The 12,708-nt window shown below is 65.1% G+C and carries 10 protein-coding genes; 5 read left to right on the top strand and 5 right to left on the bottom strand.

All coding sequences use genetic code 11. From position 1 onward, the window contains the following. The first annotated feature begins 25 nt into the window (after nucleotides 1–25). The gene (locus JQ604_RS08510) at nucleotides 26–1,669 is read left to right on the top strand and encodes a GMC family oxidoreductase (protein WP_212355363.1); all 1,644 of its coding nucleotides are present in this window, start codon (nucleotides 26–28) and stop codon (nucleotides 1,667–1,669) included. A 189-nt stretch (nucleotides 1,670–1,858) separates the two neighbouring features. Here JQ604_RS08510 and JQ604_RS08505 read toward each other — a convergent pair whose 3' ends face one another. From JQ604_RS08505 to JQ604_RS08495, 3 genes are all read right to left on the bottom strand, one after another. After that, nucleotides 1,859–3,361, bottom strand: coding sequence for a flavin-containing monooxygenase (locus JQ604_RS08505; protein WP_212355361.1), 1,503 nt, complete (start codon nucleotides 3,359–3,361; stop codon nucleotides 1,859–1,861). A gap of 78 nt (nucleotides 3,362–3,439) precedes the next feature. Next, on the bottom strand, nucleotides 3,440–4,282 hold the full coding sequence (locus tag JQ604_RS08500; protein ID WP_212355359.1) for an AAA family ATPase: 843 nt from the start codon (nucleotides 4,280–4,282) through the stop codon (nucleotides 3,440–3,442). A 186-nt stretch (nucleotides 4,283–4,468) separates the two neighbouring features. Continuing rightward, nucleotides 4,469–6,346, bottom strand: a complete 1,878-nt coding sequence (locus JQ604_RS08495; RefSeq protein ID WP_249158137.1) for a diguanylate cyclase — start codon at nucleotides 6,344–6,346, stop codon at nucleotides 4,469–4,471. 180 nt (nucleotides 6,347–6,526) lie between these two features. Between JQ604_RS08495 and JQ604_RS08490 the strand changes: the two genes are divergently transcribed. From JQ604_RS08490 to sseA, 3 genes are read left to right on the top strand one after another with little or no spacing between them, the layout of a single operon-like run. Further along, entirely contained in the window at nucleotides 6,527–7,702 is a 1,176-nt protein-coding gene (locus JQ604_RS08490) for a vWA domain-containing protein (RefSeq protein WP_212355357.1), read from the top strand. A 54-nt stretch (nucleotides 7,703–7,756) separates the two neighbouring features. Further along, nucleotides 7,757–8,170: a rhodanese-like domain-containing protein gene (locus tag JQ604_RS08485; protein ID WP_212355355.1), complete on the top strand. Its 414-nt coding sequence runs from the start codon at nucleotides 7,757–7,759 to the stop codon at nucleotides 8,168–8,170. Between the two features lie 26 nt (nucleotides 8,171–8,196). Next, nucleotides 8,197–9,048 (top strand): 3-mercaptopyruvate sulfurtransferase, encoded by an 852-nt coding sequence (sseA, locus tag JQ604_RS08480; protein ID WP_212355354.1) that lies wholly within the window; start codon nucleotides 8,197–8,199, stop codon nucleotides 9,046–9,048. 9 nt (nucleotides 9,049–9,057) lie between these two features. Here sseA and JQ604_RS08475 read toward each other — a convergent pair whose 3' ends face one another. Then, nucleotides 9,058–9,984 (bottom strand): hypothetical protein, encoded by a 927-nt coding sequence (locus JQ604_RS08475; RefSeq protein ID WP_212355352.1) that lies wholly within the window; start codon nucleotides 9,982–9,984, stop codon nucleotides 9,058–9,060. 330 nt (nucleotides 9,985–10,314) lie between these two features. On the opposite strand from JQ604_RS08475, the gene JQ604_RS08470 reads away from it, so the two are divergent. After that, nucleotides 10,315–11,598 (top strand): L,D-transpeptidase, encoded by a 1,284-nt coding sequence (locus JQ604_RS08470; RefSeq protein ID WP_212355350.1) that lies wholly within the window; start codon nucleotides 10,315–10,317, stop codon nucleotides 11,596–11,598. 75 nt (nucleotides 11,599–11,673) lie between these two features. On the opposite strand, the gene JQ604_RS08465 is transcribed toward JQ604_RS08470, so the two are convergent. Beyond that, nucleotides 11,674–12,636 carry a D-2-hydroxyacid dehydrogenase family protein gene (locus JQ604_RS08465; RefSeq protein ID WP_212355348.1) on the bottom strand — a complete coding sequence of 321 codons (963 nt, stop codon included), beginning with the start codon at nucleotides 12,634–12,636 and terminating at the stop codon, nucleotides 11,674–11,676. Between the last annotated feature and the right edge of the window lie 72 nt (nucleotides 12,637–12,708).

The raw sequence follows: 12,708 nt of genomic DNA, 5'->3' as shown, positions 1-12,708 counted from the left end.
CGACGCGAGCGCAAGAAAAGAGACGATGGAAACGTTCGATTATGTGATTATCGGCGCAGGCTCCGCCGGGAGCGTGCTGGCCAACCGCCTGAGCGAGGACGGTACTGCGCGCGTCTGCGTGCTGGAGGCTGGGCCGAGCGACTGGCATCCCTACATCCATCTGCCGGCCGGCTTCATCAAGACCTTCCACATGAAGAGCATCAACTGGGCCTACCAGCAGGAGGTCGGGCCCTATACCGGCGGACGCAGCATCTATGCGCCGCGCGGCAAGACGCTCGGCGGCTCGTCCTCGATCAACGGCCACATCTATAATCGCGGCCAGCGCCAGGATTTCGACACCTGGGCGCAGATGGGCAATCGCGGCTGGGGCTATCCGGACATCCTGCCGTATTTCCGGCGGATGGAGCGGCGGGTCGGCGAGGGCGACGACACCTATCGCGGCCGCGACGGCAAGCTCACCGTCACCACGATGGACTGGCAGGACCCGCTCTGCGAGGCCTTCATGGACGGCGCGGTCTCGCTCGGCATCCCGCGCAACCCCGATTACAACGGCAAGATCCAGGAGGGCGTCTCCTACTGCCAGCGCACCATCCAGAATGGGCTGCGCGTCAGCGCCGCGACCGCCTATCTGCATCCGGCGCGCAAGCGGGCCAATGTCGACGTGCGCACCCATGCCCATGTCACCGGCATCGTGCTCGAGGGCAAGCGCGCGGTCGGCGTGCGCTATCACCGTGGCGGCAAGTACGGCGATCCGCTCGAGATCCGCGCCAACAAGGAGGTCATCCTCTCCGGCGGCGCCTACAACTCGCCGCAGCTGCTGCAGCTCTCCGGCGTCGGTGCACCCGATCTGTTGAAGTCGCACGGCATCGAGGTGCAGCACGCGCTGGCAGGTGTCGGCGAGGGCCTGCAGGATCACTACGCGCCGCGCTCGGTGGCGCGGGTCAAGGACATCCGCACCATCAACGAAATGCGCCGGGGCTTGAGCCTGTGGGTCGAGGCGCTGAAATGGGCAACGACGCGGCGCGGCCTGCTGTCGCTGTCGCCGACCATGGTCTACTGCTTCTGGCGCTCCGGCGAGACCGCCGAGAGTTCCGACCTGCAGCTCACCTTCACGCCGGCAAGCTACAAAGAGGGCGTGCAGGGCCAGCTCGAGGACGAGCCGGGCATGACGGTTGCCTCATGGCAGCAGCGGCCGGAGAGCCGCGGCTATGTCCGCATCCGCTCCGCCGATCCGTTCGCAGCCCCGATCATCCAGACCAATTATCTCGCCGAGGAGCTCGACCGCCGCGTCGTCGTCGCCGGCATGAAGCTGGCGCGCCGCCTGCTCGCCTCCGAGCCGCTGAAACCGTATTACGCCTATGAGGATTTCCCGGGCCCGAAGGTGCAGAGCGACGACGAGTTCCTCGCGGCCGCGACCGAGCGCGGCACCACCACCTTCCATCCCGGCTGCACCTGCCGGATGGGACCGGCGGACGCGCCCTGGGCCGTCGTCGACGACCAGCTTCGCGTCCACGGCCTGCAGGGCCTGCGCGTGATCGACGCCTCGATCATGCCGCGCATGATCTCGGCGAATTTGAATGCGGCAACGTTGATGATCGCCGACAAGGCCTCCGACATGATCCGCGGCAAGACTGCGCCTGCGGCTGCGAAGCTGGAGGAGTATGCCTAAGGGATGCGTGCCGTGTTCACCTCGCCCCGCTTGCGGGGAGAGGTCGCATCGCATCGAAGATGCGATGCGGGTGAGGGGGACTCTCCGCGCACCAGACTCGTGGAGAGTCCCCCTCATCCCAACCTTCTCAGAGCGAGCTCTGCTCGTCTCGACCCCGCAAGCGGGGAGAAGGGGAAGAAAGAAAGGAGCTCAGCCGTAAACGAACGCCTTGTCCTTGAGGTCGATCAGCGGAAACTCGTCCTTCTCGGCCCAGTAGTCCTGATTGTGCTGCCACTCCGGCTTGTCGCCGCGCTTCGGCAACAGGTGCATGCCGCGCAGCATGTAGCCGGGGTTGAAGTTCTCCTGATCGATCCACGGCAGCAGCGGCATGTTGTGGTCTTCGGGCCTGAGCTGCGGCGTGACCCTGCCGACGCCGGTTTCCTTCATGTGCTTGAGCAGGCGGCAGACGAAGTCGGCGACGAGGTCGACCCGCAGCGTCCAGCTGGCGCGGAAATAGCCGAACACCCAGACGAGGTTCGGCACATCCGTGAACATCATGCCGCGATAGGTCACGGTTTCCTTGAAGTCGAGCGGCTTGCCGTCGACCTCGAAGTCGATGTCGCCATTGGCGGACAGGTTGAAGCCGGTCGCGGTGATGATGATGTCGGCTTCGAGCTCCTTGCCGGACTTGAGCAGGATGCCCTTCTCGGTGAAGCGCTCGATCTCGTCGGTGACGACGGAGGCCTTGCCGGACTTGATGCCCTGAAACAAATCGCCATCTGGAATGAAGGCGATGCGCTGCCGCCACGGCCGGTAGCGCGGCGTGAAGTGGGTGGCGATATCATAGTCCTTGCCGAGATAGGCTTCGACCGCCGACAGCAGGTCCTTTTTGGCGGCCTCCGGCTCGGCAAACGTCTTCCTGGTGAAGGCATCTTGGTCGAACAGGATTTTTCGCCGCGTGATCTCGTGGATCCAGCTCTCATCCACCTGCAGCTTGCGCAGCTCCTCCGCGATCTCGATCGCGTTGCGGCCGGTGCGGAAATAGGTCGGCGAGCGCTGCAGCATGACGACGTGGCCGGCATCCTTGGCCATTGCCGGGATCAAGGTGGCGGCAGTGGCGCCCGAGCCGATCACGACCACGCGCTTGCCCGCGTAGTCGAGATCCTCGGGCCAGTTCTGCGGATGCACGATCGGGCCCTTGAATTTGGCCATATCCTTCCATTCCGGCGTGTAGCCCTCGGCGTGGCGATAGTAGCCCTGGCACATCCAGAAGAAATTGGCGGTGAAGCGCAGATGCTCGCCGGTGTCGAGCCGCGTCGCGTCGATGGTCCAGAGATTGGTCTCGCTCGACCATCTCGCCGCAGTGATGGTGTGCCGATAGCGGATGTGGCGGGCGAGATCGTTCTCCTCGATCACCTCGCCCATGTATTTCAGGATTTCCTCGGCGGAGGCGATCGGCGCGCTGGTCCAGGGCTTGAAGCTGTAGCCAAAGGTGTGCAGGTCGCTGTCGGAGCGGATGCCGGGATAGCGGTGGGTCGACCAGGTGCCGCCAAAGGTCTTCTGCGTCTCCAGCGCGACGAAGCTCGTGCCGGGCATCTGCTTGGTCAAATGATAGGCCGCGCCGACGCCGGAGATGCCGGCGCCCGCGATCACGACGTCGAAATGTTCAGATGTGACCGGCTCGGCGGCATGAATTTGAGTTTGGACGTTCATTTTCCCTGGTCTTCTTGTTGTTGGAGACATGACAGCAAAACGCCGGAGCAAGTGCCCCGGCGTTTGGAATTCTCTGGATCAGACTTCGCGGCGGCTCAGGAATGCGAGGCGCTCGAACAGATGGACGTCCTGCTCGTTCTTCAGCAGCGCGCCATGCAGCGGCGGAATCAGCTTGCGCGGATCGCGCTCCCTCAGCATCTCCGGCGTGATGTCCTCGTTGAGCAGGAGCTTGAGCCAGTCGAGCAGCTCGGAGGTCGAGGGCTTCTTCTTCAGGCCCGGCACCTCGCGCACCTCGAAGAAGATGCGCAGCGCCTCTTCCACCAGGCGCTTCTTGATGTTGGGGAAGTGCACGTCGACGATCCGGCCCATGGTGTCGGCGTCGGGGAACTTGATGTAGTGGAAGAAGCAGCGGCGCAGGAATGCGTCCGGCAATTCCTTCTCGTTGTTCGAGGTGATCATCACGATCGGCCGCAGCTTGGCCTTGATGGTCTCGCCGGTCTCGTAGACGTGGAATTCCATCCGGTCGAGCTCGAGCAGCAGATCGTTCGGAAATTCGATGTCGGCCTTGTCGATCTCGTCGATCAGCAGCACCGGGCGCTTCTCGTGGGTGAAGGCCTCCCACAGCTTGCCGCGCTTGATGTAGTTCTTGATGTCGGACACCCGCGCATCGCCGAGCTGGCTGTCGCGCAGGCGCGACACCGCGTCGTATTCGTAGAGGCCCTGCTGCGCCTTGGTGGTGGACTTGATGTGCCAGGTCAAAAGCGGCGCATCGATCGCTTTCGCGACTTCCTCGGCCAGCACGGTCTTGCCGGTGCCGGGCTCGCCCTTCACCAGGAGCGGACGCTCGAGCACGATGGCGGCGTTGACGGCGACCTTGAGGTCATCGGTGGCGACGTAGTCCTTGGTACCCGTGAATTTCATCTATCTCGTTCTCTTCGTGTCATCGGTTGCCGGGCTGCCGTCGCCCCACATGAAACGACCGCTCTGGCGGCGGTCATCCGGCGTGAATTCGCTATGTCGGGTTCAATTCTAGTTGAAAACGCCGGCCGGTCTAGCAGGGATTCCGCGCTGCAGCGACGCCCTGAACCGCGGCGTGCGCATAGTATGTCAGGCGTACTGTTTCCGCCCTGCGGAATGATCGTCAAGTGCGGAGGCGACCACGCTGCAATTGCGCCCCGCGCGCTTGGCCTCATAGAGCGCGAGGTCGGCGGTGCGCAGCAGCTTGGCTTCGTCGATCGTCTCCGCCGTGCGGCTGGCGATGCCGAGGCTGATCGAGACGATGCCGCGATGCGAGGCCGGGTTCGGGATCGCCAGCGTGCGCACGGTGAGGCGGATCGCCTCGGCGACCTTGAGCGCATCCTGCTCGCTGACATCGGGCAGGATGATCGCAAACTCCTCGCCGCCATAGCGTGCCGCCAGCGCCGGGGTGTTCTCGGTGGCCTCGCCAATCACGCGCGCGACGCGCTTGAGGCATTCGTCGCCGGCCTGGTGGCCGCGGCTGTCGTTGAATCCCTTGAAGTGGTCGATATCGGCCATGATCACCGAGATCTGCTGCCGGTCGCGATATTCGCGCGGCAATGCGGCGTCGAAGGTGCGGCGGTTGGCGAGGCCGGTCAGACCGTCGGTGGTGGCGAGCTCGGCGAGCCGTTCGTTCAGCGCGTTAAGCTCATCTTCCATCTGATGACGCTGGGTGACGTCGCGCAGCACGGCAACAACTTCACCATCGTCGTCAGCGAGCTTGAAATTGCTCTCGATCCACGCCAGCGATCCGTCGGCGTGGCGGGTCCTGAAGATGACCGTGCGAGTCATGGTCCGGTCGGTCAGCTCCGCATTCGCCTTCGCGGCCGCCGGGATGTCCTCGGGGTGAATGAAGTCGAAGCACGGCTTGCCGATCAGGTCGGCAGCCTTCAGCCCGAGCAGCGGCTCGACGGATTGCGAAACATAACTGATCTTGCCGTTGCGGCCGTAGCGCAGCACGATATCGGCGATGTTGTCCGCGAGCAGGCGATAGCGCGCCTCGCGGTCACGCAGCATGTGCGCCACCTGCGTCCGTCTGCCGAACTCCTTCGACAGCAGGACCGCAAATCCGACGACGCTCGCCATCAGGATCAGCGCGACAAACACGTCGTTGCGCAAATCCTGATGCCAGGCGGCGAGAACCTGGTCTTCCGGCAACGCGACGGTGACCACGATCGGATATTGCGAGGCGCGTTCGAAGCCGAGATATTTGATTCGGCCGTCGAACGGCGATTTGGTTTTCGTGTAGCCGGCTGCTTCCTGGTCGATCCGCGCCTTGAAGGCAGCCGAAATCTCACCGCTCCATTTGCCGTCCGGCCAGTGCGCCAGCACGACGCCGTCGCGGCGGAGCAGGGTGATGCCGGCGTGCGGGCCGAGATTGAAGGCGTGGTAGAAATTGTCGAAATACCTACTCTCGATGGTTGCAAACAGGATGCCGCCGAAACTGCCGTCTTCCCGGGTGACGCGACGGGACAGCACGATGCTCGGCCGTCCCGTCAGGCGCGACTGCAAGGGCTCGCTGATGTGCAGCGAAGGATCGGTCGAGTCCCGATGACTGATGAAATATCCGCGGTCGGCATTGTTGTGCGACGGCAAGTCCGGAGCGGACGAGTAGACGCGGTTGCCGTCGGGGTCGATCACGCCGATCTCGCCGATCTGCGGCAGCGCGTCGGCCGTCTTGCGCAGCGCCGCGTTGAAACGGTCGGCGCGCGGCTTCTGATACTTCAGGAGATCGACCATCGCACCCATCGCCACGTCGATCGCCTGGATCGAATGCGAGCCGTGCTCGGCCAGCGAATGGGTGAGGTTGCGGATGTCGCGCTCGCCCTGGGCCAGCGCGGCGGTGTACGCCTCGGTCGCCTTCCAGACCAGGAGCCCCAGCACGCAGGCGCTCATCGCGGCGACGACGGCCGCGACGATCGCCTTCGGCGAAAACAGTTTTGGCAGCTTGGCGTTGCTGTTGGGCAAGTCGATCGGGTCCGCTGGCGTCGTGATACCTCCACTGATCAACGCCCCAGCTTAACGTCGCGTTTCGTCCCGCCGGGCGGAACGTCGCAGGGGTGGTTAAGTCATGGTGAATGGCTGATTTCGGCACAGGGCATGGCCGGCCCCTTGACGGCACCGGGCAGGCGGGTGATTTAAGTCAACATGTTCCTGCAGTTCTTCACATCGCTGCGCGACGCCCAGGTCCCCGTGACGCTACGGGAGTATCTGACGCTGATGGAAGCGCTTGACGCCGATCTCGCCGAACAGACGGTCGAGAACTTCTACTATTTGTCGCGCGCAGCGCTGGTGAAGGACGAGCGCAATCTCGACAAGTTCGACCGCGTGTTCGGAAGCGTGTTCAAGGGGCTGGAGAGCCTGCTCGACGCCATGGACAAGGCGGAAATCCCCGAGGAGTGGCTGAAGAAGCTCGCGGAGAAATATCTCACCGAGGAAGAGAAGAAGCAGATCGAGGCCATGGGCTGGGACAAGCTCATGGAGACCTTGAAGAAGCGCCTCGAGGAGCAAAAGGGCCGGCACCAGGGCGGCAGCAAATGGATCGGCACGGCCGGCACCTCGCCGTTCGGCGCCCACGGCTATAACCCGGAAGGCGTGCGGATCGGCCAGGAGAAGAACCGCAACAACCGTGCCGTGAAGGTGTGGGACAAGCGCGAGTTTAGGGATCTCGACGGCAATGTCGAGCTCGGCATCCGCAACATCAAGGTCGCGCTGCGCCGGCTCCGCAAGTTCGCGCGCACCGGCGCGCCCGACGAACTCGATCTCGACACCACGATCAAGGAGACCGCCAACCACGGCTATCTCGACGTGCACATGCGGCCCGAGCGGCGCAATGCGGTCAAGGTGCTGGTGTTCTTCGATATCGGCGGCTCGATGGATTCGCATATCGAGCAGGTCGAGGAATTGTTCTCGGCTGCGAAGAGCGAATTCAAGCACATGGAATATTTCTACTTCCACAACTGCCTCTATGAAGGCGTCTGGAAGCAGAACAAGCGGCGCTTCACCGACCGCACGCCGACCTGGGACGTGCTGCATAAATACCCGCACGACTACAAGGTGGTGTTCGTCGGCGACGCCTCGATGAGCCCTTACGAGATCATGGTGCCCGGCGGCTCGGTCGAGCATGTCAATGAGGAAGCCGGCTCGGTCTGGCTCGACCGCATCATCCGCACCTATCCGCATGCGGTGTGGCTCAACCCGGTGGCGCAGAAGCACTGGGACTATTCCGAATCGACCACCATCATCCGCCGCATCTTCTCCCAGCGCATGTATCCGATCACGATCGAAGGTCTGGAGCATGCGATGCGGGAGCTTGTGCGTTAGGCGCACGCCGTACTGCGCGCTGCGGGCGCGCCAACAAAAGCGAGGGAGAAGCCCATGCCCCAGACCATCCACCGTGGCATCAAGGCGCTGATCGACGAGGCCAATGCCGAGATCGAGACCGTCAGCGCCGCCGACGCGATCAAGCTCGCAGGCAAGGATGACATCGTCATCGTCGACATCAGGGACCCCCGCGAGATCGAGCGCGATGGCAAGATCCCCGGCGCGTTCTCCTGCACCCGCGGCATGCTGGAATTCTGGATCGATCCGAACAGCCCCTACGCCAAGCCGATCTTCCAGGAAGACAAGAAGTTCATCTTCCACTGCGCCGGCGGCCTCCGCTCCGTCCTCGCCGCCAAGACCGCGCAGGACATGGGTCTGAAGCCGGTTGCGCATATGGGCGGCGGCTTCGCGGCCTGGCGCGATGCCGGCGGGCCGATCGAGACGTGGGAACCGAAGAAGAAGGGGTGAGGCGTAACACCCTCGAGGAAGAAATCATGACTGACGATCCGCTTGTCTCCACCGAATGGCTCGCCGCCCACATCAACGACGCCAACGTGAAGGTCGTTGACGCCAGCTTCAAGCTGCCGGGCGTGCTGCCGTTGCCGAAGGACGACTATCTCGCCGCGCATCTGCCGGGCGCGGTGTTCTTCGACGTCGATGCGGTGTCGGACCATTCCAATCCGCTGCCGCACATGTTTCCGAGCGCCGAGCAGTTCGGCCGCGACATTGGTGCGCTCGGCATCGCCAACTCCGACACCGTCGTGCTCTACGATTCGGGCGGCTGGGTTGCCGCGCCGCGCGCGTGGTGGATGTTCCTGTCCTATGGCCACCGCAATGTCCGCATCCTCAATGGCGGCCTGAAGAAGTGGCGTGCGGAGGGAAGGCCGGTCGAGAGCGGCGAGGTGAAGGCTAAGCCTGCGAAATTCAGCGCGACCTATGATGCCAAGCGCGTGCGCAGCATGGAGCAGCTGATCGCCAATGTCGAAAGCCGCGCCGAGCAGGTGATCGACGCGCGCGCCGCCGATCGCTTCGAAGGCCGCGCACCCGAGCCGCGGCCGGGCATCCGCTCCGGCCACATCCCGAACGCCCGCAACGTGCCGTACAGCCAGCTGTATGACGCGGCGACCGGCGAGATGAAGCCGCTCGATGACCTGCGCAAGGCCTTCACCGGCGCCGGCGTGAAGCTCGATGCGCCGATCGTGACGAGCTGCGGCTCCGGCGTCTCGGCCGGCGTGCTGACGCTTGCACTCTACCGGCTCGGCGTCACCGACACCGCGCTCTATGACGGCTCATGGTCGGAATGGGGCCAGGCCAGCGGCCCGCCGATCGCGACGGGACCGGCGTGATCGTTCGCTCTATCGACGCGTCGTCGCCGGCAGCATCATCGGCTGCGTGATGAACGGACTGGCCGCCTGTTGCTGAACCGCCGCCGCGCGCTGCGCGGCGCGTTCCCGCGCGATGCGCTTCCGCTCCTTCTTGCGCTCCGCCCGCTTGCTGGCCTCGCTGCGCTCCGACTTCTTCTCCTTCTCCGCGGCCTTCTTCGGAGCTGGCTGCTCGATCGTCACCTCGGGCCCGCCCAACGTCGCGATCCGCGTCGCCGCCTCGCTTGTGCCGGGTGAGGGCTGCGGCGGCGCTGGATCTACTGCTGCGACTGGAGCCGGAGCAGATGGTGCGGGCGCCGCCACCGCCACCGGCTCGGTGGCCGCAGCCGGCGCGTCCGCGATCGCGGCAAGCTTGGTCGTCTCCGCTGGAGCGGCCTTGATCTCGGGCTCGACGGTCGCAGGTTGCGGAGCTGGGCTCGCGGCGACGGCGGGCACTGGCGGCGATGCTTCGCCGACCGGTTCGGCCCTCGGTGGCTCAGCTGCCGGAAGGTCCGTCTTCGCCTCTGCGGCCGGAGCCTCTGCCTTCGATAACGGTGGGGCCGAAGCCTCCGCCTTGGGTGCCTCGACGGGAGGGGCGTCGTCGGTCTTCACCGCCGCGAGCTTTTCCGGCTCGGTCGGTGGGGGCGATGTCTCGGCTGCAGCGGCCGGCGCGGCCACGATGGCCGGCGCCTCGGCGGCGGGCTTCTCGGCGGGCGCAGGCTCGACCTGCAGCATGGCGAGGGTCGGCTGGCCAGGCTCAGGTTGTTGGGCGAATTGCGGCCCGGGTGGCGCCCGGCGGGCAGGGATGCTGGCGAATTCCTCGTGCGCCGCCTTGAACAGCGCCGCAGCCCCCAGCCCGAACACCAGAACAGACGTCGCCAATACGATTGCGGCGAGCAGGAAACGAAAGCCGGGAAGCATGGACGCGGGTTCCCCCTTCTGCGGGAGGTCTCGATACAGGGGAACGCGGTGACCACTGGAGAAACCGGCTTCGCGGAGTGCGCGAATCAGGTCGATTCGAGGATATCGCAACGTTCCGAGACTGTTTGTTACAAAATGCATCGTGCGCGGCCGCCGTAGTCCCACGGAGAAACTTTCCGCTCCACCTGAGACATCTTTGCCGCAGCGCTCACGCGGGATCACAAAATGGCCGATTTGGGCCGGATTTCGCGGAATTGTCTTGAATGCGCCGCTATCTTCCTTCAACTGGCCGTTAACGGTCCGGTTGGGCTTGGGGACTATACAAAGGCGATGATGATCAACCGCATTCTGACGATTTGTGCTGCCGCGGCGCTCGGCGCGGCGGGGACTTCGGTCGCCCATGCGCAGCAGGGTTATCCGGTCAATCAGCCGCCGGTCTATTCGGCGCAGCCGCAGCCCTATCCGCAGGGCAACATGCCCGATTTCGACGCGCTGGATGACGACGACGCGCCGCAGAATTCCGCCGCCCTGCCGCCGCCCGGCCCGACGGGTCCTGTGATGTCGCCGGATGATCCGCGTTACGGCCGGCCGATGAATGCGCCGGTTTATTCCGATCGCATGCCGCCGGGCCCCGTGATGTCGCCCGATGATCCCCGTTACGGCCGGCCCGCCGGTCCGCCGCCGGTGATCTACGCCGACCGTCCGCCGGGCGCCGCCCCGCAGCAGGGTTATCGCGATCCGCAGGGCTATCGTGACCAACAAGGCTATCGCGACAACGGCGTTCCCGCAGCCGGCGTGGTGTACGGCTCCAATCCGAACCCGGGCTATGCCGCTCCGAACCAGAACTATCCCACGGCCAATGCCGACGATCGCGGCGGCCTGCGTCCGCCGGAAGGAATCGGCGGTCCGCCGCAGACCAACGTGACCGGTGCGGTGCCGCCGCAGCAGCCTCCGGTCGGCGCCGACGGCAAGCCGGTGCAGCTCGCCGCGCTTCCGCCCGACGAGCAGCCCGAATCCGGCCCCGCCCAGCTGCCGCCGAACCTGCGCCGCCAGGAAGTGGCCTTCGCCACCAAGGAGCCGGCCGGCACCATCGTGGTCGATACGCCCAACACCTATCTCTACTACGTGCTCGGAGGCGGCCGGGCCATCCGCTACGGCGTTCGCGTCGGCCGCGACGGCTTCACCTGGACCGGCGTACAGAAGATCACCCGCAAGGCCGAGTGGCCGGATTGGCATCCGCCGCCGGAGATGATCGAGCGCCAGCCCTACCTGCCGCGCTTCATGGCCGGCGGCCCCGGCAATCCGCTCGGTGCGCGCGCGATGTATCTCGGCTCGACCGTGTACCGCATCCACGGCACCAACCAGCCGTCGACGATCGGCAAGTTCGTCTCGTCGGGTTGCATCGGCATGCTGAACGAGGATGTCTCCGACCTGTTCGAGCGCACCAAGGTCGGCACCCGCGTCGTCGTGATGCCCGGCAGCGGTCCGGCCCCGGGAACGACGACCGCGTCCGCCGCACCCGCTGCTGGCGCACCGCAGGCGCAAGCTGCGCCGTTGCCGGGAACGCAGCCGACGTCGGTGGCACCGCTGCCCGCGCCCGTCACCGTGCGCTAAGCGGACGTAAACAACAGATCACGAAAAAGGCGCGCCCACAGCGCGCCTTTTTATATTGGCGGTGAGACTCTCGTCTCAGGCCAGTCGCCGAGGCGGCTCCGCGCCCTTGGTGAAGGCATCGATGCATTCAACCATCTGCCCGTAATGGCTCTGCAAGGTCTCGCGCGTGGCGTAGCCGAGATGCGGGGTGATCACGACGTTGTCGAGCTTGCGCAGGGGATGGTCGACCGGCAGCGGCTCGACCGAGAACACGTCGATGCCGGCGCCGGCGATCGTCTTCTCCTGGAGCGCCTTGAGCAGCGCGTCCTCATCGACGATCGGGCCGCGCGCGCTGTTGACGAGATAGGCCGTCGGCTTCATCCGCGCGATGTCGGCGGCGCTGACGAGGCCGCGCGAGCGCGGGCTGAGCACGACATGAATGGTGATGATGTCGGCGGTCGAAAACAGCGCTTCCTTGCTGGCGTAGCCGACGCCGGCCTCCTTGCACTTCTCCGCCGTCAGGTTCGGGCTCCAGGCGATCACGTTCATGCCGAACGCCTTCGCCATGGTCGCGACCTTGCTGCCGAGCTTGCCGAGACCGACGACGCCGAGCGTCTTGCCCTCGATCTCGGTGCCGGCAAAGATCTGCCAGGGCGCACCGGCATGCATGCGGGCATTCTCGCGGCCGATACCGCGGGTCAGTTCCAGGATCAGGCCCATGGTCAGCGCCGCAGTCGGATCGCGGCCATATTGCGTGCCGCAGAACGCGACCTGGTGCGCCTTGGCAGCCTCCGCGTCGATCGAGGCATTGCGCATGCCTGAGGTCATCAGCAGCTTCAGCTTCGGCAGCGCCTTGAACAGGCTTGCAGGAAACGGCGTGCGCTCGCGCATCGCGCAGATGATCTCGAAGTCGGCGAGCGCGCCGGCGGCTTCGGCCTCATTGGCGAACGGCTTGTTGAAGACCGTGACGTCGACGCGATCCCCGATTTTCGGCCAGTCGGCAACCGACAGCGCGATATCGAAATAGTCGTCGAGGATTGCACAGCGTTGCCGCGTCATGGGCAGGTCCGTTCATGGCGAGGATGACGGCTAAGGAAATCGGCCGTCGGAGGGGAGGCCATGGTTGCGCGC

This window comes from Bradyrhizobium jicamae, from assembly GCF_018130695.1.
In the GTDB taxonomy this organism is placed as follows: domain Bacteria; phylum Pseudomonadota; class Alphaproteobacteria; order Rhizobiales; family Xanthobacteraceae; genus Bradyrhizobium; species Bradyrhizobium jicamae_B.
Note: the sequence above shows the minus strand (reverse complement) of the source record. Positions and strands in the feature narration are given on the sequence as shown.

Excerpts from the sequence above, each read along its gene's own strand:
- JQ604_RS08510 (WP_212355363.1), top strand. The coding sequence starts at position 26 with ATGGAAACGTTCGATTATGTGATTATCGGCGCAGGCTCCGCCGGGAGC.
- JQ604_RS08505 (WP_212355361.1), bottom strand. The coding sequence starts at position 3,361 with ATGAACGTCCAAACTCAAATTCATGCCGCCGAGCCGGTCACATCTGAA.
- JQ604_RS08500 (WP_212355359.1), bottom strand. The coding sequence starts at position 4,282 with ATGAAATTCACGGGTACCAAGGACTACGTCGCCACCGATGACCTCAAG.
- JQ604_RS08490 (WP_212355357.1), top strand. The coding sequence starts at position 6,527 with ATGTTCCTGCAGTTCTTCACATCGCTGCGCGACGCCCAGGTCCCCGTG.
- JQ604_RS08485 (WP_212355355.1), top strand. The coding sequence starts at position 7,757 with ATGCCCCAGACCATCCACCGTGGCATCAAGGCGCTGATCGACGAGGCC.
- sseA (WP_212355354.1), top strand. The coding sequence starts at position 8,197 with ATGACTGACGATCCGCTTGTCTCCACCGAATGGCTCGCCGCCCACATC.
- JQ604_RS08475 (WP_212355352.1), bottom strand. The coding sequence starts at position 9,984 with ATGCTTCCCGGCTTTCGTTTCCTGCTCGCCGCAATCGTATTGGCGACG.
- JQ604_RS08470 (WP_212355350.1), top strand. The coding sequence starts at position 10,315 with ATGATGATCAACCGCATTCTGACGATTTGTGCTGCCGCGGCGCTCGGC.
- JQ604_RS08465 (WP_212355348.1), bottom strand. The coding sequence starts at position 12,636 with ATGACGCGGCAACGCTGTGCAATCCTCGACGACTATTTCGATATCGCG.